Annotated in this window: 16 protein-coding genes; 9 read left to right on the forward strand and 7 right to left on the reverse strand. The window is 38.1% G+C overall.

Annotated elements, in window-relative coordinates; genetic code table 11:
- Window positions 1-354: 354 nt before the first annotated feature.
- Window positions 355-1965 (forward strand): FkbM family methyltransferase, encoded by a 1611-nt coding sequence (locus ACM0OS_RS11810; RefSeq protein WP_414543374.1) that lies wholly within the window; start codon window positions 355-357, stop codon window positions 1963-1965.
- Between the two features lie 138 nt (window positions 1966-2103).
- Here ACM0OS_RS11810 and ACM0OS_RS11815 read toward each other — a convergent pair whose 3' ends face one another.
- Window positions 2104-2562, reverse strand: a complete 459-nt coding sequence (locus tag ACM0OS_RS11815; RefSeq protein WP_414543375.1) for a DUF29 domain-containing protein — start codon at window positions 2560-2562, stop codon at window positions 2104-2106.
- A 229-nt stretch (window positions 2563-2791) separates the two neighbouring features.
- On the opposite strand from ACM0OS_RS11815, the gene ACM0OS_RS11820 reads away from it, so the two are divergent.
- Window positions 2792-3028, forward strand: a complete 237-nt coding sequence (locus tag ACM0OS_RS11820) for a hypothetical protein (RefSeq protein WP_414543376.1) — start codon at window positions 2792-2794, stop codon at window positions 3026-3028.
- Complete coding sequence (locus ACM0OS_RS11825; RefSeq protein ID WP_414543377.1) at window positions 3025-3780, forward strand: nucleotidyl transferase AbiEii/AbiGii toxin family protein; 756 nt, start codon at window positions 3025-3027, stop codon at window positions 3778-3780. The genes ACM0OS_RS11820 and ACM0OS_RS11825 overlap by 4 nt, the downstream gene beginning before the upstream one ends.
- A gap of 195 nt (window positions 3781-3975) precedes the next feature.
- Here the strand turns inward: ACM0OS_RS11825 and ACM0OS_RS11830 are convergent, their stop codons facing one another.
- The 3 genes from ACM0OS_RS11830 to ACM0OS_RS11840 form a co-directional block, all read right to left on the reverse strand.
- Window positions 3976-6186, reverse strand: a complete 2211-nt coding sequence (locus ACM0OS_RS11830) for an O-linked N-acetylglucosamine transferase, SPINDLY family protein (protein ID WP_414543378.1) — start codon at window positions 6184-6186, stop codon at window positions 3976-3978.
- 195 nt (window positions 6187-6381) lie between these two features.
- Window positions 6382-6975, reverse strand: coding sequence for a type IV pilin-like G/H family protein (locus ACM0OS_RS11835; protein ID WP_414543379.1), 594 nt, complete (start codon window positions 6973-6975; stop codon window positions 6382-6384).
- 98 nt (window positions 6976-7073) lie between these two features.
- Complete coding sequence (locus ACM0OS_RS11840; protein WP_414543380.1) at window positions 7074-8408, reverse strand: class I SAM-dependent methyltransferase; 1335 nt, start codon at window positions 8406-8408, stop codon at window positions 7074-7076.
- A 783-nt stretch (window positions 8409-9191) separates the two neighbouring features.
- Between ACM0OS_RS11840 and trxB the strand changes: the two genes are divergently transcribed.
- The 3 genes from trxB to ACM0OS_RS11855 all read left to right on the forward strand — a co-directional run bounded on the left by trxB (window position 9192) and on the right by ACM0OS_RS11855 (window position 11125).
- Entirely contained in the window at window positions 9192-10562 is a 1371-nt protein-coding gene (trxB, locus tag ACM0OS_RS11845; RefSeq protein ID WP_414543381.1) for a thioredoxin-disulfide reductase, read from the forward strand.
- Window positions 10563-10748: 186 nt separating this feature from the next.
- On the forward strand, window positions 10749-10988 hold the full coding sequence (locus ACM0OS_RS11850; RefSeq protein WP_414543382.1) for a type II toxin-antitoxin system HicB family antitoxin: 240 nt from the start codon (window positions 10749-10751) through the stop codon (window positions 10986-10988).
- Window positions 10985-11125 (forward strand): type II toxin-antitoxin system HicA family toxin, encoded by a 141-nt coding sequence (locus tag ACM0OS_RS11855; RefSeq protein ID WP_414543383.1) that lies wholly within the window; start codon window positions 10985-10987, stop codon window positions 11123-11125. Before ACM0OS_RS11850 ends, ACM0OS_RS11855 begins: the two co-directional genes overlap by 4 nt.
- Window positions 11126-11399: 274 nt before the next feature.
- On the opposite strand, the gene ACM0OS_RS11860 is transcribed toward ACM0OS_RS11855, so the two are convergent.
- Window positions 11400-12542 carry a glycosyltransferase gene (locus ACM0OS_RS11860; protein WP_414543384.1) on the reverse strand — a complete coding sequence of 381 codons (1143 nt, stop codon included), beginning with the start codon at window positions 12540-12542 and terminating at the stop codon, window positions 11400-11402.
- A 118-nt stretch (window positions 12543-12660) separates the two neighbouring features.
- Window positions 12661-13830 carry a glycosyltransferase family 4 protein gene (locus ACM0OS_RS11865; protein WP_414543385.1) on the reverse strand — a complete coding sequence of 390 codons (1170 nt, stop codon included), beginning with the start codon at window positions 13828-13830 and terminating at the stop codon, window positions 12661-12663.
- Window positions 13831-14513: 683 nt separating this feature from the next.
- Between ACM0OS_RS11865 and ACM0OS_RS11870 the strand changes: the two genes are divergently transcribed.
- From ACM0OS_RS11870 to ACM0OS_RS11880, 3 genes are all read left to right on the forward strand, one after another.
- Window positions 14514-16748 (forward strand): hypothetical protein, encoded by a 2235-nt coding sequence (locus ACM0OS_RS11870; protein WP_414543386.1) that lies wholly within the window; start codon window positions 14514-14516, stop codon window positions 16746-16748.
- 266 nt (window positions 16749-17014) lie between these two features.
- A complete protein-coding gene (locus tag ACM0OS_RS11875; RefSeq protein ID WP_414543387.1) occupies window positions 17015-17803 on the forward strand; it encodes a PIG-L deacetylase family protein in 789 nt (262 codons plus the stop codon).
- Between the two features lie 291 nt (window positions 17804-18094).
- A complete protein-coding gene (locus tag ACM0OS_RS11880; protein ID WP_414543388.1) occupies window positions 18095-19204 on the forward strand; it encodes a glycosyltransferase family 4 protein in 1110 nt (369 codons plus the stop codon).
- A gap of 47 nt (window positions 19205-19251) precedes the next feature.
- Here the strand turns inward: ACM0OS_RS11880 and dut are convergent, their stop codons facing one another.
- On the reverse strand, window positions 19252-19683 hold the full coding sequence (dut, locus tag ACM0OS_RS11885; protein WP_414543389.1) for a dUTP diphosphatase: 432 nt from the start codon (window positions 19681-19683) through the stop codon (window positions 19252-19254).
- Window positions 19684-19752 lie beyond the last annotated feature (69 nt).

Genomic DNA, 19752 nt, shown 5'->3' on the forward strand with positions numbered 1-19752 from the left:
ATTTTCTCATTAAGACGAGCGATCGCTTGATTCTCAAAGACAGTGATTATTGCCACATTTTTATGGCGAATTAAAAAATATTGCTAAAATTATTTCTCCGCCTCCTCTGCGCCTACAGCCCTTACGGGCATCGCTGCGCGCGGGCGGTTAGATTCTTGACTCTAAACTGAAGTTTTTCAGTATAAATGTACTGATGTCGCCTCACATCACCTTCGTTTTTAGTCAGCATTTAAATTGTGTGAAAAATTTGTAACCCAAATGATAGTTCCTGTGATGTTGTGGGTATTCTCTTTACTAGAGGCTTACATTATCTAAGTATTTTCCACATTTAGATGCTTTTAATCTTGTTTAAATATGAACTTTGACGCTGCTATTGATCATGTATATTTGCAATATATTCAAAAATTAATTCCGTCAATTGCAACTGATACTTTATCCAAGATTGCTGCAATTCTAGAAAATACTTCGTGGGATGATCCTCAATCGTCTGCTGATTGGAATAACTTAGCAGTAGTCGCCTTGAGTGAAGCTGAACAATGCCATGACAATCTAGTTATGCGTTCAGTTTATTTAGAAATGGCTGTTGAAGCCTTAAATAATGGATTGAATATAGATTATCATCCCATTTGTGCCGCCCATCTTGCATTAATTCATAGCATGATTGGAGAAAAAACGAAAGCAGTAGAGATATCATTTAATACTTTAATTAACACTCTTCAGTCTGCTTATGTATCCTGTGAAAATCAGAGTGATTTTTTAATATATATTTTTGAAAAAAATAAAAATATTTCCAAAAACGAGCAACAATGTTTAGAAAAGAAGTTGTTATCTGTCAATAGCTACCAACAAGCATTATTTTTATTAAGTGAAATCATATGTCACTCACAGATAGCTTTTTACACTGGGGTGAGTCGTCGTTTCTTACATATAGTTGCTCAACTTTCAGAAAATTCAGTTAATGCTAGTCTGAAGTTAGGAATATCTAGTTTAATGGCTGGAGAACAAGAAGGAATTTTATATTTACATCAAGCTAGAGAATTAGTAACCGATTCTGCACCTATTCTGCAAGCGCTTTACTTGGCTTATCAGAATTTAAACAATACAGCAGTGGCAGATTATTGGCAAGAAGTATCAGGTAAATTTTATCAGTCAAATTCCCTAACTCCCGAATGGTCTTGGACTCAATTACCAATAAATAGTTCATTCACTTATGTAGCTTTTGAAAGTGATATAATCATGGCAGTTGAGCCAAACTTACGTAGTATTGCAACCAGTGTTTTAATTACTGAGCAAGACTGGTTTGAAAAAGAAATGGAGTTTTGGCGCAATAGTATTAAACCCGGTATGACGGTTATTGATGTTGGCGCTAATATTGGTGTATATACTTTTAGCGCTGCTGCAAAAGTTGGTTCTGAGGGACGAGTTTTCGCTGTGGAACCGTTCTCTGTTTGTGTAAATTCGTTACGGGAAACCTGTAGAATTAATCAATTTGAGTGGGTAAATGTTTGTGCTGGGGCTGCAAGCGATCGCAATGGTACAGTAAAATTATTATTACACTCTGCTAATGAACTTAATCAGTTAGTTTCTAGCGATGAAGCAGATAAAATGGCTGGATATGCTTTTGAAGAAGTCAGATGTTTTACTTTAGATAGTTTAATTGAGCAAGAAAACATTGATAAAGTAGATTTCCTCAAACTAGATGCAGAAGGTCATGAAATTTCTGTTCTGCTTGGTAGTGAGAAGTTAATTGCTGAGTTTGCCCCAGTGATTTTATATGAAAATATTGCCGGCAGTCAAGGCAGTAACATTGAAGTGGCACAGTATTTAAACAAAATAGGATATGAACTATTTCACTATCAACCTTATATTCAAAAACTAATCCCAGTAAATTCTGATAAAGATTTTCAGGAACAATTAAATTTCATTGCTTTACCACCTGAAAAAATGTTCATGTTTGATATTTAATTCAATATAGTACTCATATTTGATTTATGAAACACACCCTACATATACTTAGATTTTTTCAATAATCCAATCGGATTCCTCTAGATTACTAAGTAAATTTTATTTAACTCTATAGTTAAAGATTATTTAAAACAGTTATTATTTAAGATACCAGTTATCATCTAATAATTGTTCTAAAGAATAGGGACAACAGGTAGGAAATAGATTTTGAGACAATCCTGTTTTTGTACTGACAATTTTAACAGCAACATTGTAAATAGACTCTAATCCTTGAACTAGCTTATTTTTTAATGTTGTGGTTAAGCTATTGTTTAAATCATCTCGAAAAGCAATTATTTCACCTTGCCAATGCCGATAATTGCGTTCATATTCTTCCTGCCAATATTCTAACAATAGAAGATGAATAATAATTTGTTTTAAAAGACTTCTAACTTTGTTTAAATCATTTCTTCCCAAACTTTCTAACTCCTCAATCAAATTATCTATGTCCAAATTTTCTAAGTCTTTGGTTTTTAGAAGTTTAATAGTTTCTTCCAGCCAAAGATAATCGTCAATTTCATGCAGTTGTTGTAGGTAATTTTGTGTTATGTTTAACATAATATACATTCCTCTTTGTTAGTAGTTGTCATTTATAATGATGTATTTGTCATCACATAATACTAATAATCGCCCTTAATTTAAAGATTAACATAATTCATGGCGTAAGTCCTATTATTATATTTTCTGGTTGGCTTTCCCTACTACGAGCTTTTAAGCAGTTATTGTTTACGATAATTTTCTCTACTGCTGCGTGAATTCTTCTATATCAGACATAAAATTTAAAGTTATGACAACCTCAAGACCAACAATTAATGATGTTATTGTCCCAAAAAGACTACCCTTTTTGGAATCAATCTGTTGGCAAACAGCAGATGTATATCGGTTTACTCTAGAAGAAATGCTAAGTCGTTACGAGCGTGGTTGGACATATCGTACACTGTTTAACAACCTTGAAGGTGAGGAACTTGCTTTCCTCAAAAAGCTTGCTATAAGGTATAAATCCTGGTTGCAAGTTGATTTATGACATTCAGACTAGAACACCATAATAAAATTCTCACGATTCTTGAATGTTTAGACTCTGAAGTACTTCTTGAGGGTTCTGCTTACTTCGGTGGTGGAACTCTTCTTGCTCTTGATTTTGAAGAATACAGATGGAGTAACGACATTGATTTTATTGCTTCTGTTGGTACAGAAGGCTACAAATACCTCCGTAAAGTAGTATTTGATGGTGGGTATGAAGCATTATTTCGTGATTTGAGTAAAATCAAAATTGGGCGTGGTACTACTAACCAATATGGAATCAGGATGATAGTTTTTGTAGATGATGTGCCTATCAAAACAGAAATTATTGCGGAAACTCGTTTCCAACCTGACCCGCCAAGATATCCCAAGTGGTCGCCTGTTCCTTGCTTAAGTCTCTATGACTGTTTTACTTCTAAACTACTGTCAAATTCCGACCGCTTCATGGATGACAGCGTTGAGGCGAGAGATTTAATTGATCTAGCAGTTCTCAGATTACAATCTCCAATCCCTCCAATATCAATTAATAAAGCCGAGAAAGCCTATGAGGTAATGCGTCCTTTGTTCATAGCAATACAACGCTTTCAGTCAAGACCAAATTATAGAGAAAAATTCTTTGTGGGACTACAAGTTGATAAAGCTCAGATCCCCAAAATTATTGACGGTATTGATTTATTAGCAGAAGATTTAGGTTTATCCCACACTCTAAGGCTTTTTCAAGAACAGCACGATATATTTAAGGATTTAGAATCATAAATGTCCTGAGATTAGATCGGCATAGTTCCAAATCAGCCTATACATCACCCATTGCAGAACGAATCATTCAAAGTCACGACCGTATCTTTGATGATAAAACCTGTGTTGAGGGTTTAGAAGTTTTCGTAGTAAGCACTTCAGTGCTTCCGAAAAGCTAAAGTCCTCTCTACGAGACGCTACGCGAACACTACGAGCTTATTTCTTATATATTTCCCACATTTGCTGATAAGCTTTCTCCATCTCCAGGGTAAATTGTTTACCATTCCATAACGGTGCTGTTTGTCTCGACTGTCGCAATTTCCCAGCAACTTGTTGTCTTAAAACTGCATCTTTACCCAAGCGTACACCCCACTCTATATACTCTGCATCTTTCCAAGCTATACCTTCTGTAACGCCTACATTCATCATCATGGTGTAGCTGTTACGTGCTGCAAATTGTTCACCCACTCTAGTGACTAAGGGTATACCCATCCAGAGGGTTTCTAGGGTTGTGGTTGCGCCGTTGTAGGGGTAAGTGTCTAATACTACATCAGCAATGGCTAAATTGGCTCGGTGCGTAGCTTCGGTGGGGTCTTGGGGTAAAAATCGCAGCCGGGAAATATCTACACCCTCTTCTTCGGCTATTTGGTAGAAAAACTGTTTAATTGCTTCTTCTTCAGCATCACCTTTAATTAAGAAGTAGCTATTGGGTACTTCTTTGATGATTTTCATTTGCCATCTTGTAGTTTCAGGATGACGTTTATATCCTCGTTGGGCGCTGAGATAGATAACAGCATCACTAGGAATATTTAATTCGTCTCGGCGTAGTGTGGGTATACCAACTTCAAAGCCATCAACGGCTATATATGTCTGGGGTAATCGCCATATTTTTTCTGTATAATATTCCTGTGCTGATTCTGGTAATACGTAAGGGTCGGCAATAAAATAATCAATTGCAGGTATACCGGAAGCATCCCAACCCAGCCACGTAACTTGAATTGGTGCGGGTTTGAGTGCCATGACTTCAGTGGTAATATCTAGGGTGATGCTATCTAAATCTACTAAAATATCAATTTCATCTGCATGAATTTGTTCGGCAATTTCCAAGGCGTTCATCTCTAATTTATGAGCATGACAGGCTTGGTTGACATAATATGTTTGTAAGAAATCATCTACTAGTTTGTAGTTGACGAAATAAGCAGAAATTTCAAATTTATCTCGATTATGATGCTGAAATAGCCAACGAGCTAACCAACCTACTGAATGCTTTCTTAATGCATAGGATATATATCCTATTTTTAAGGGTTTTGTAGAAGTTATTGACCCTGGATGCTTGATGATACGCTGAGTATAACGCTCTGCGGCTTCAGGAAACACAGCTTGAATATTATTTTGAAATATTTGCGCTATTTGATTATGAATTTTTCTAAATTCTGTTGGGGTATCTTTAATATGAGGTATGGCGAAAGATGGAGTTAGTAAACGTAGCGTTCTGACTTCATCTAGTGGAAGTGGCTGTGCTTGAATAAATTCTTGCAGTATACTTTCTAACTCTTGGCTGGTTGAGCAGATTTCTTGCCAATATCCACCCGCAGTCATTAAGCCACGCAGAATTAAATGAAGTGCAAATATTTTATCGGCTACATTTTTTGATAAGGAATAACATAATTTAGCTTTTTCTATTCCCAATTCATAGTTTTGAGAGTTTTGATAAAAAATAGCTAGATGTCTTAACGTTTCTACTTCTTCTGGTTCTATGCGTAAATATAATTCTAAAATCTGTGCTGCTAGTTGAGGTTGTTTGAATGTATGTCCGATTTTAATAGCAGCAGGTAGAAGTATATTAAAGGCTTGTTGTGGGTTGGTAAAGTAAGGTAGACAAGCTTCTACTAAATTTAAAGAATATGGGTGTAAGGGTATAGTGTCGAGAACTTGTTGTAATACTTGGGTTAATAATTTTAAGTTTAAATCTATAATTTCTTGTGAATTTAATAATTCAATAATACCCCAATCATTAAAATGCGTTTCATCAAAATTATTTAGTTTGATTGATAGTTGAAGAACATTTAATAGGTTATTAATATCATCAGGATTAATTTCTCGGATATGCTGACGTATAAGCCAAGATGTAGAAAATTCTTCTATATGTTCTTGTCGTTCTGCTTCTATTTGTAAAACTTCAATCAGTTTTGCTGTGTAAAATGGAGTTTTTTCATCTTCAATTTCTGCTATTGCTAGCATCCAAGTCATTTGTGCTTCGGCTTCTTTCCCTTGTAATAGTAAAGTGAGTCCTAAATACCAATAATGGGATAAGTTATCAGGGTTACTGGAAATTGCTTTTTCGTATAAATCAGTTGCTTTTGTATATTCAGATGCTAATAAATATTCATAAGCTATTTTTTCATAACTCATCATCTCGTTTTTCATAAAAGGCAATTTGAAAAATCTTGGTTTTGAAAGTTTGTAGTGAGGACTTGAGTCCTCAATAAAGGGCTAAAGCCCTTACTACGAGCTTATTTTATTATTCCTACCCATTTACTTAAATAAATTAAAGTGGATAGAAAATTCTATCCACTCTGAGGTAATTAACTGAATCAAATTTATTATTGATAAGTTAATTCGTTATTTGGATAAAGATACATAGCCTGTAGGACATACCGCAGCAGTAGATCCGTCAGTACTAATCTCAGTCGTAGTAAAGACATCTGTACCATCTTTGGCATCAGCAACGTTTCCGGGTAATTCAGATTCACACAACAGAGCTATAGTAGTTGCCTCACTTGTATCAGAAACCACAGAAACACCTACTCCACCAATATAGACTTTAAGAGGAGCATCTGCCGTTACGAGTTGAGATTGGCTTGTTGTAAGATTGGTACCACCCTTAATCAAATACTTATAATTTTCAGTTTCTGTTCTGACACCTAGACCTAACTTACCAAAAGTTGCTTGACTCTCTGCCTCATCACTTGCCTCGGCAAACTTGCCATTTTCTAAATAGTAAGCTTGCTGCGCTCTGTTCATTGAACCAACAATTGTTTTTGCTTCAGACTGTTTAGCTTTATTAGCTTGGTTCAAGAAAGAAGGTAATGCAATAGCAGACAAAATACCGATAATGATGATTACTACAAGTAGTTCAATCAGTGTAAAACCTTGTTCGTCTTTCTTTTTGTCGAGAATGTGTTGAAGGAATTTGGCTTTTAATTCGGTTTTCATAGGTGTTTTCCCTGTGTGATTAATTGGTGTCCCGTTCTAGATATAACTTACCCACCACTGATCAGTTTCATATCACCCCACCCAAAGAAATTTTTTGCTCAAATATCAAATTGACGCTCTAGCATTACGTAACCAAGACTTTCTAGCCTCAATAACAACTGTTGCACTATATTGAAGGCTTGCTCTTCATCTGTAGGCGTTAAGGTGACAGGATCTATTGGTCTAAATTGTTTCCAACGCTCTACCAGAGACATAATCGGCTGGGGTTGCTCTAATAAAGGTATCAAGCAACTTGCCATTGAGCTTTCTATTTCAATTAATCCTTCTGTCGGCGCTAGATATTGACTGATGGGGAATGGTCGAATTTCTCTAACACTGGCTATGAGGTCTTCTTGAAATTTGGCAGTTTTTAACTCAGAACACAAATGCACCTGCACTTTTTGCCAATCCGAGTCAGTCCATTCTGCAACTAACGTAAAATTCTGTGCTTGGTGAGGATGACCACACCAAAAGTCAAGCAGCCGATGAATAGGATGTAGCAGTTCAAATAACTGTAAGCGCTCTTCTATGGAAATATCTGGTAAGCTCATGGCCAGAAAAGATGGTAGATTATCTGGCTCTTTAAATAAATCTAGTAGTTCCCACTGTCGCCAGTTAACCATACTGATAAACTCTAGATCAGAATCACGCAAAGCAGTAAACATATCAGTTATGGTGTAACCCTTGTCTCCTTGAAACAAGTAATTCATTAAAATTCTTTCTTTGCCGTCTTCCCCTTCATAATTGGGATTCCAGGTATTAGCTTTCAGCTTGACGATATCTTTCAAAGCTTTCATAGTTTCTACTACAATTCCCATTTCCATGTCTTCTGGGTTTCCTTCCATTAATCCCATCATGGTGAAGACTTGTTGAGCGCGGAAATAATGAAATCTCTGAATTGAACTATGTAGATTGCTCCGAATAATGCCATCTGGCTTTAAAACTGCTTTCATTGCTCGTAACGCAATAGTCAAGTCAGGAAAGAGATACAGTAATTCATCACAATTAATATAATCAAATTGATAATCTAGAGTTGGTAAATCTTCAAGAGGCAATACATGAAACTCTGCATTATCAAATCCATGATGTTCTAAGCGTTGTCGAGCCAATTTAATTGATTCTGCGGAAATATCAACGCCGACAATTTTTGCACCTGGATTAGCTTCTGCTAAGACTAAAGACTTATAGCCAGTACCACATCCGGCATCTAAAATTACTTTGCCTTTGGTTTCTGTAACCTTTTGGTTTCTTAAATAGTAAGGTGTAACTAAGTTATGAATATAAATTAAATTAGGACGATCTTTAGGAGATTGCTCTAAAGGGATTCGGGGATAAGGACAACTATCAAATTGTTGACGAATTTTTTCTAATAAATCAGATGCTACACTTACCATTGCAATTGCTCCTGATACTAAGTTGGGGTAAATTTAACTTTTTGCCGGGGCTAGGTGCTTACACAAGGTTTAGTATTCCCAACTTTTCAGATTTCTAACACAGCACAAAGGAAAGTGCTAGCATCTATCCAAGCAATTGGATTTTATAAGTTTCCAATCTTGCTGTGGAGGAAATTGAAGCCATGATGGATTGAGATGAGTTCAAAAATACTCGACTGTACGAAAGTATCTTGGAAAAGACTAAGCCGCAAACTGAACTAGAAACCAAATTAAAATTAACCTCAAAATGTGTTGAGAGAGGAATGAGCATTCAAGAAACGGCAGAGTTTTTAGAACTAGATGCCGAAATCATTAGAAAACATATACAACAACAGTCTTAGAAATATCAATTAAACAACATACAAATCTGGGTTTTGACCTCGCCCCTCTTTTTACCAAGGCTACTGTGTACACACATCTTTGTGCTGCGTACAAAATGTGGCTTGATCCCCCTAAATCCCCCTTAAAAAGGGGGACTTTAAGAAAATTTCCCCCCTTTTCAAGCTACGGTGTACACACATCTCTGTGCTGCGTACTTCTCAAGGGGGGACTTTGATTCTTTTCCCCCCTTTTTCAAGGGGGGTTAGGGGGGATCGAAACGCTGTTAGGCAACTTGATAAGACTTATGTATACACCGTAGCATTGGGAAGGAGAGGTGTTGAGGTGAGGTTCTTTATTAAATCCGCATTCTTTAGCTAATTATGCTATATTAAACGTAGTCGTTATGAGTTTGCTTAACTGTTTATGACTAACCCGACTGTAGAAAACTTAGTAATTATTGGTTCTGGGCCAGCAGGATACACAGCCGCTATCTATGCAGGAAGAGCGAATTTAAAACCGGTGGTCTTTGAAGGCTTTGAAATGGGTGGTTTACCCGGTGGTCAATTGATGACAACGACGGAGGTGGAAAACTTTCCGGGGTTTCCCCAAGGGATTACAGGGCCGGAACTGATGGATCAAATGAAGGCGCAAGCTGAACGCTGGGGGGCTGAGTTATATACTGAGGATGTGATCTCAGTTGACTTGAGTCAGCGTCCTTTTACGGTGCGATCGCCAGAACGGGAAATAAAAACCCATAGTATAGTTATAGCTACTGGTGCAACTGCCAAGCGTTTGGGTTTACCTAGCGAACATCAATTCTGGAGTCGGGGTATCTCTGCTTGTGCAATTTGCGATGGTGCAACACCCATTTTTCACGGTGCGGAATTAGCTGTTATTGGTGCTGGCGACTCGGCGGCGGAAGAGTCAATTTATTTAACTAAATACGGTTCTAAAGTCAATCTGCTGGTGCGTTCTGATAAGATGCGCGCATCTAAAGCCATGCAAGACCGGGTTTTGAGTAATCCCAAAATTCAAGTGCATTGGAACACTGAAGCTGTGGATATCTTCGGTGATGGTCACATGACAGGGGTGAAAGTCCGCAATAATCAAACTGGCGTAGAAAGTGAACTCCATGCGAAAGGTTTATTTTACGCCATTGGTCACACTCCTAATACTGTGTTATTTAAAGGACAACTAGAACTGGATGATGTGGGTTATGTTGTCACCAAAAACAATTCTGTAGAAACCAGTGTAGAGGGTGTGTTTGCGGCTGGCGACGTGCAAGACCATGAGTTTCGTCAAGCAATTACCGCTGCGGGTACTGGCTGTATGGCGGCCATGTTAGCAGAACGCTGGTTGTCGGCTCATGCTTTAATTCAGGAATTTCATCAACAGCCGGAAACTCCAGACAATGAGTTGGAACATCGGCCAGCTAAGAAAACTGAAGCGGAAGAAGAAGCAGGATTTAACTTACAGGCTACCCGTCATCAAGGAGGTTACGCCTTAAGAAAATTATTTCATGAAAGCGATCGCCTGGTGATGGTGAAATACGTCGCCCCTGGTTGTGGCCCTTGTCATACCCTGAAGCCCATATTAAATAAGGTAGTAGACGAGTTTGACGGTAATATTCACTTTGTAGAAATTGACATCGACCAAGACCGAGATATTGCTGAAAATGCCAATGTCACGGGGACACCGACAATTCAATTCTTTAAAGATAAGGAATTATTGAAGGAAGTCAAAGGTGTGAAGCAAAAGAGTGAGTATCGCCAGATGATTGAAAGTTATCTTTAGTGGCTAGCGCTCTTTTATGCCTCTGGTGAGAAAAAATATGGTGATTTACTGCTAACTCCGTAAAACTTTAGTAATCACCTACTTCCGCCAGGAGGCGCACACTAAGTTTGAATTGAAACTGTGAAAGTTTTTGGATAGAAACAGTCTAAGCTAAAAGTTACTAGCTTTCAAAAAAGGTAAAGATATATGGAAAATAACAGTAAGCAAGTTTACAACTATACGGTACTTCTAGAAAAAGAAGCAGATGGTGGCTATCACGCCTTTTGTCCTGTTCTCAAGGGCTGTCATTCTCAAGGCGACACTTTTGAAGAAGCTATTGAGAATATTACAGAGGCTATTGAATTATATCTTGAAAGTTTAATGGCTGATCATCAACCTATTCCTAAAGAAGATTTAATTGTTAAGCCATTAAGTATCTTAATATGAGTAATTTTCCTAGTGTTAAAGCTAAAGACTTTATTAAAATTATCGAAAAATTAGGTTTTTATCTTGATCGTCAAAAGGGTAGTCATGCCATTTACAAGAATGTTCACGGGAATCGAGTTGTCGTTCCCATTCATTAGGGAAAAGACCTCAAACAAGGTACTCTAATGGGAATGATTCAAGATATTGGCATTGATAAAGAAATATTCTTCGAGTTGTTACAAAAATAATATATGAACCGCAAATCAAGCATAGAATTGATCATCTAAATTGCTCTTATTTTCCACAAATACAGCAGATTTCATAGTGAGGTAGACAATGGCGGGCAAGACTTGTACTGAGCTTGCCGAAGTATGCCCACCCTACAAGATTTACAATATATAAGATTACGAATTACGAATTACGAATTACGAATTATCCCCACCTCTGAGTTAACAGGCTGGCAATTTGCTGATTAATGGCTGTGACATCAAAACGCTGACGAGCGATCGCCTGGGCGTTTTTTGCTATAGTTGCAGTAATTTCTGTCTCTTGTAGGCAGGTATGAATTATTTGTACAAGTTCTTGGGGTTCTCCTGGGGTTACTAGAAAACCATTGCTTCCATGTTCTACTAATTCCATTGCACCGCCGGCTTTGGCTGCAACTACGGGTGTACCGCATAGCATGGCTTCAACGATGACTCTACCAAAGGGTTCTGGGGAAGTGGAGGTATGGGCTACTAAGTCACAAGCTGTCATTAATTGGGGTATATCTGTGCGAAATCCTAGAAATTTGACCCGGTGTTCTAAACCCATTGTGGCAACTTGCTGATGCAATTTTTGGACATAATCTTGTTCACCAAATAAGGCATCACCTACTAAAATTACTGTGACTTCTGGAGGACACTGGGTAAGGGCTTCAATTAAAATATGTTGACCCTTCCAAGGTGCTAACCTGCTGAAATGTCCTACGACAAATTTACCTTCTAGTTCTAATTGTTGCTGTAATTTTTTAACTTCAGATTCAGCAGGTTGATAATTTTCTGGTGCAAAGCCATTGTAAACAATTTCTGTTAGTTCTGGGCGACCTCCGGCGGCGACAAAGGCTGTTTGACTGGCTTGGGAATTAGCAATTACTAATGATGCGAAACCATTGGCTAAAGTTACAGCTACGCGGAGGTTTGTTTGGCTGAAATGTTCTGGTGACAGAATATCGTGTAAATGATAAACCAAGGGGCGATGGGCGATGAAACTGGCTAGTGCGCCAATTACTAATGCTTTTTGGGTGTTGGCGTAGATAACATCATATTTTTTGGCTGTTTGGACTACCTTAGCCAGTAGCGGGGTTAGTTGACCTAAACTTGTCGCAGCTTGGAGTAAGTTACTTTGTTTGCGGACGCTAATCGGCTTGGTTGCTAATACTTCTACTGGTATTTGATGTTGTTGTAATAACTTTTTAAATGGGCCATCTGTGAATAATCCTACTAAGGCGCGATCGCCATAGGGTTTGGCAATATCTATTAAACACAGTTCGGCTCCTCCTGGTTTGCCGCTTTGGTCTAAAAATAGAATTTTCATATAATATTTTTAATGAATTACAAAGACGCTAACAACACGAATTAGTCAATTGGAGAAAGGATTTTGCACCGATTTTGTCTATTTGTGCAAATAAGAGCTAAATATGTTGTGTTCTTAATCAAGATAAGAGAATTTGCCGCACTTGCTGGGCTATTTGCTGCCAGTTAAAATTATTCACTGCATATTGGCGACAGTCTTGTCTAGAAGGGATGGGTAAGTTTCCTAAAAGTATTTCTGCTAATTTTTCAGCAATAGATGTAGCTTCGATAGAAGTGGTTATTAATTCTGGTGAAAAAGGGGATAAAATTTCTGGCATTCCGCCTACGGGAGTACACAAAACTGGTGTACCACAAGCTAAGGATTCAATAATTGCTAACCCAAATCCTTCAAAAGATTGGCTAGGCATCACTGTTAATTCGGCGGCTTGGTAAGCTATGGGTAATTGTGCATCAGGTAAAAAACCTAAGAATTTTATATTGTCTGTTAATCCCAATTCTCTAGCTTGTTGCTGTAGTGTAGCTTGCATATGTCCTTTACCTGCGATCGCTAGCCACACATCAGGCACTTGTGGTTTAATTATTGCTATTGCTTGTAATAATTTATCAATACCAACTCGCTGCACTAAACGGCGAGATGTAAATAAAATCCGGCGATTATCTGGCCAGCCTAACTGCTGGCGGGCTGCTTGGGGTGATAAGTTAGGCTGAAACGAATTAATGTTGACTCCACCGGGGATAATATTAATTTTGCTCCAAGGTATTTGATATTGATCATGTAAAATATTACCAAATGCTTTGCTAAGAACAATAAAGCGATCGCAACGGTTATAGGTATGTTGTTCTATCAGCCGTCGCTTAAGCAAAACACTCAATTGATTATTCACTTTTTCTTCTTGACTTTCAGCAGCCCAAGGGCCATGAAAGTTAAAAGTTATAGGTACTCCTTGGGGTAAAAGATCCAAAATTGGAAAGCTGTATAATGCAAAATGCAGATTAATCGCATCTGGTTTGCCTATTCTGGTTTTCTTGAAGTTATGACGAATAGACATTAATCGTTGCCAAATTGCTTTCTCTGGATAAGCTAAATTTGTCAGCTTGATGGGCAAATTTAATTCAGTTTCCGGTAAACCTACGCCACATAGTTCTACTTGGTCTTCATTGGCTGCTAATGTATGAGTTAGTTCATAAATATACCTTTCTAATCCTCCGGGTGTTTTGGGAAACCAGCCTATTCCCAATGTGAGAATAGATGCAGATGTTGAATCAAAATTTTCTTTTTTACCTTCCACCTACTTAGCTCCTATGATGTATTGAGCATTGATATTTGCACTTGTATACCAAGCTCAAGCACTGCTTTTGTACATGAGCAGTCAATTAATTGATGCTGCTAATACTTATATCCTGACATTATCTACAGAATCAGTACTTTTCACGTCTTACTATGTAGAGAGTTTACTCAAATTTTTCATCTACTATAATTGCTCAAGCATCAAGAGGATGTTTAAATAAAACACCAATTTATAATCTATTTATTGAGAACTGTCAATAAGTGTATTTTAAGTAACTTAAAGGTACTTACTCTCAGGTACACAGCCTGTGATGGTAGTTAAATATAGTCTTGGTTTCACAATTTCATTTGATTACTATCGGGGTAATTAAACATATTAGTAATCAACTTAATATGAGATTTTTGTATTAATATTTACCATGTATTTCGGCAACCAGTAAATATTAATACATTAAATAAATCTTAGATTTCAAAGTTTTTATTTTTTTGATGAATTTTTAGTAAACACGAAAAATTTAACATCAAATATTTGTTATTTATGGATGTGTGCTACCCAAATAAAAACTAGTAATTAGAACAGTTAAAGCTGCTTGCGTATATAGCATCACCAGGGTAACGAAAGACAATTTTAGTGCATCTTATACCAGTCAGTGAATGCCATGAATAGTAATGACTGAAAATAATATGCGAAATAGACTCACACCGCAGTTTGGCAAAATTTACCAAAAATTGCATCAATACATCAGAAATTTAGCTCACACTGGAAAATTACGGAAATTAAAATTTATCAATTTTATCCTCCTGATAGGTATCGGCATTATTTTTGCTGCTATCGGTACTACAACCGATTGGGCTACCAGTAAAACACCTGTAACCTCATACAAAACATCTTGGATTGGTAATACATTTGGTGGTGGCGACAAGTGGGTACAAAATAATATTGAGGCCATGTATGTTGCACCCAATGGCAAAGTCTATACCAATAGTATTTGGGATGAAGCTGGTAGAGAAGCCGGAATATATCAAGATGGTGATGTAATTGGTGCTTTGAAAGATACCCACGGTTGGGGTCGTGTCGGTGGTAAAGCTATAACGGCAAATAGTAAATATGTATACATTGCCATGCAGCAAGGCTCGGTGGGCCAAATAGATAAAGATTATCCTTCAGAAGGAACGAAGTGGTATTGCGTTAGACGCTATGACTTGGCTGGCGAACCTGCACCTTTTACCGCAGGACGTGGCTGGGATAAAAGTATGTTAATTGTCAGTAACCAAAATGCAGTTACAGGATTAGCCATTACTGACAAAGAATTATATGTGAGTGATGCGGCAGATAATCGTGTGCGAGTCTACAATACCGACACGATGAAGGAAATACGCAGCTTTAATGTTGCTAGACCACGGGGAATGACTGTTGATGGAAAAGGCAATCTGTGGATAATTCAAAGCAAAGTTGGTAATAGTCCAGCCAAGATTGTCCATTATTCCCCCACAGGAAAGCAATTACCCGCAGAAATTACAGATATTGTAGAACCAAGTGCAATCGCACTGGATCATCAAGGCAGACTGTTAATTGCCGACAATGGCCCCCGTCAGCAAATGTTAACTTACAACATTCAAGACCAACCAACACAAGTTGCGACTTTTGGTAGTCAGGGGGGAGTTTATGGAGGGGTTCCCGGTGAAGTTAAAGATTTGAAACTTTACGGTTTGACTGGAGTTGGTACAGATACCACAGGTAATATCTATATAAATAGTAATGGTTTCAATACATCAGGCACAGACTTACGCAAGTTTTCGCCATCAGGAAAACTAGTATGGCAATTACTGGGATTAATATTTGTCGATAATGCTGATGCTGACCCCAAAACTGACGGCATAGATTTGTTTACCAAACAAGAACAATTCTTGATGGATTATAGTAAGCCGGCTGGTAAGCAATGGACTTACAAAGCCTACACCGTCAATCCTTTCAAATATCCCCAAGACCCACGTTTGCATACATCCCCAGATGGTACCTGGGTACGGCGGATTCAAGGTAAGCCGTTTGTTTTCCTGACGGATATGTATGAAAGCTTTCTGCAAATTTATCGTTTTAATCCCGAAAAAGATGGCAAAATAGCCATTCCAGCGGGAATGTTTGTCGGGACGCGTGGCGGTGGCGGTCAATCAATCAAAGGAGACTGGCCACCTTATCAACCAGAAAAAGGAGAATGGATCTGGCGCGATCGCAATGGTAACGGTTTATTTGAAAAAAATGAATACGATCAAAGCGAAGATTATCCTTTCATCGGCGGCTGGTGGGTAGATAATCAAGGCGATGTCTGGAAAACCTTACGAACTCATGACGGTATTGGTATTAGGCATTATCCTTTGCAGGGACTAGATGATCATGGCAATCCCATCTACACCTACAGTTCCATGCAAAAGCAAAAAACTCCCAGCTTTTTTACCGATTTGCGGCGAGTTGAATATATTCCAGAAACAGACACCATGTATTTGTCAGGCTTTACCGTAGATCATCCTCCTGTGGGTGATGACACCAAAGTTGTGGGATCGGAAATTGCCCGATTTGATAACTGGAGTCAAGGAAATAGTAATCCCCGTTGGCGAGTTGTCATCCCTCACGACACCACAGGCAAGCGCGAAGTATTAACTGCATCCATGAGTGTAGCGGGAGACTATGTTTTTGCGGTGACAGTCAAAACCGCCGAAGTTTATGTTTATAATGCCAAGACAGGAGATTTTGTTATCAATTTTAAACCCGGACCAGAAGTGGCAAATGAAAGCGGTTGGATTGATATACCTTATGGTATTCGTGCTTTTCGTCGTGCCAATGGCGAGTACTTAGTATTTGTAGAAGAAAATTGGAAAGCCAAGGTAATTGTATATCGCTGGCGACCAGAAAATAATTCGTAATCTGCATACTTTTCCGTGAAAAAATAAACCTTGTATCTGCATCTTTAGATTTATGGCGTTGCTAATTCAGTAACGCCAAATTGAGTTATTTACAAATTAGATATTACCAATATTTCTCTTTTTAATTCACATAAAAAATAAATTAACTTAATTATTTCTGGAAAATATTTAGACTATAATTCGACAGAACGATGAAAAAGGCATTATTTGTATATATAAATATCGTAATAATGTTAAATAATTTACTGGATTAATTGGAAATAAATATGAAAACAAAAGTCTATTTACAAAGGCTACAAAAACTCATGCCAAATACTTGGCTAGAGCAAATACAATATATTCACTCCAGCTTACTGTGTAGATGGATTTTATTAGGTGGCAGTAAACCATTAACATTAAGCCAAAAATCAGCAATGGTGTTTTCTCCACATCAAGATGATGAAACATTTGGCTGTGGTGGCATGATTGCTCACAAACGAGAACAGGGAATACCCGTGACAGTCGTGTTTCTCACCAATGGACAGGGTGCAGCAGGTACAGATCCAGATGCCCAAAATGCCATGATCAAAATTCGTCAACAAGAAGCCATAGAAGCATTAAAAATTTTAGGGGTAGAATCTGCATCAATTCACTTTTTAGCCAAAATAGATGGCAGTTTGCAAGATTTAGAAAATGATGAGAAACAACAGACAATTTCACAGGTGTCTGCACTGCTGCAAACTTACCAGCCTGAGGAAGTTTATGTACCTCATAGAAAAGATTGTCATAAGGATCATGAAGCTACATATAAATTAGTAAAAGCAGCAATAAATCAAACAAATATTACAGTAGAATTAATCCAGTATCCCATCTGGTTATTTTGGAGAGCGCCACTATTTATTCTGCTCAAATTACCGGATATAGCAGCAGCTTATTGTTTTTCAATTGCTTCAGTTCAAGAGAAAAAAAATCAAGCGATCGCCTCATATAAATCTCAAATCGCCAGCTTACCTGATGGCTTTATTCAGCGGTTTTTAGGTGCTTATGAAATATTTTTTAGAGTTGAATCTGAGTAGACACTGAAAATGAATATTGAAAAGGTCATAAATATGTAATCAATTCAAAAGATTGATGATGATTTATTGGCGATTTTCCCAGAATAATTGGGGATTTTATGCACCCATTATTACATCATCTGACAAGTAAATAAAAATGAGATTGTGGGTAGCGTATGGCTACGCCATGCAAGCTATCGACTGAGCGCTCACGCCGAAGTCCTGTTCACACTTGTGTACCTCATTCAGATGAAATGTGGTGTCTGTAAAATCCTCAATCAGAATTGTATAAATTATATGGAGATAAATTATATGCGAATATTACACATTACAAATCATGTGCAAAACATTGGCAATGGAATTGTCAACGTGGCGGTAGATCTAGCATGTTTACAAGCTCAAGATGGTCATCATGTTGCTGTAGCCTCTGCTGGAGGAGAATATGAGGCATTATTAGCATCTTATGGCATCAAACACTGGCAACTAAATCAGGCCAGACAACCCCTGAATATTCTCAAAGCAACTTGGCGTTATCGGCAGATTATACAAGAGTTTCAGCCAGATATTGTCCACGCACATATGATGACAGGTGTTGTCTTAGCAGGAATTTTCAAAAGCAACTGTGAGTATAGCTTAGTTTCTACAGTACATAATGAGTTTCAGCGTAGCGCAGTAGTCATGGGATTAGCAGACAGGGTAATTGCCGTTAGTCATGCAGTGGCTGATTCAATGGTGCGGCGTGGTATCCCCCAGAAAAAACTACGAGTAGTTGCCAACGGCACATTAGGTAGTCCCCGACATCGTAAAATTCAAGATTATCAACCACTACCTCTACAGCATCCAGCAATTACTACCGTTGCCGGTATGTATTCCCGCAAAGGAATTACTGATTTAATCGCAGCTTTTAACAAAATTGCACCCAAATTTCCCAACGCCCATCTATATCTAGTAGGAGACGGGCCTGATCGCCCGATGTTTGAGACGATGGTGCAAAATACACCTTATAGCGATCGCATTCATTTTGAAGGTTTCCAGCCAGAACCACAACGCTATATGTTAGCAACCGATATCTTCGTTTTGGCTTCCCACTGTGAATCCTTTGGTTTGGTATTGACAGAGGCCAGAGAAGCCGGTTGTGCAATTGTTGCTAGTGACGTAGATGGTATCCCCGAAACTTTGGATAATCGACAGGCTGGTATTTTAGTTCCACCTCAAGATAGTTCAACTTTGGCAACGGCTTTAGGGCAATTATTAACAGATCCCATCCAGCTGCATAGATGGAAATATCGCGCCCAAGAAAACCTAGAACGCTTCAATGTGGCGCGGGTAAATGAAGAAACCTTGGCTGTCTACGGTGAATTAGTGACTCACGACAACAGTCTTAAAGTAATGGAAAGGAAAGAAGTTTTGGTGAGAAACTAAAGAATTGGGTCTTTCTTGTCCCCTTCCACTTAGCGATCGCCTGTTAATCAAATCATTCCTGTGGAGCCAAAACCACCAGTTCCTCTAGATGTATGAGTCAGACTATGAACTTCTTCAACTTCCACATAGATGACTGGTGCAATAACCATTTGAGCAATTTTCATTCCTTTTGTCACATTAAAAGAATGTTGACCATGATTAATTAAAATTACAGCTATTTCTCCTCGGTAGCCTGCATCTACTGTACCCGGAGTATTTAACACTGTAATTTGATGTTTAAGAGCTAAACCACTTCTGGGACGAACTAGAGCTTCAGTACCGTCAGGTAATTCTATAGAGATACCAGTATGTATTAACCTGCTTTCTCCAGAAGGAATTTCTGATTCTTCTATAGAAAACAAATCTAGTCCAGAATCATTTATATGTGCGTATCTAGGAACTATAGCTGATTCAGCCAATTTTTTGATCTTTAGTTTCATCTTGCTTTAAGCTCGTCAATTGCTCCTTCCTTGTGGGTGGTTTTCTCCCCTGCCCCCTGCCCCCCTGCC

The sequence above is a fragment of the Nostoc sp. CCY0012 genome, from assembly GCF_963920855.1.
Classification (GTDB): domain Bacteria; phylum Cyanobacteriota; class Cyanobacteriia; order Cyanobacteriales; family Nostocaceae; genus Cyanocohniella.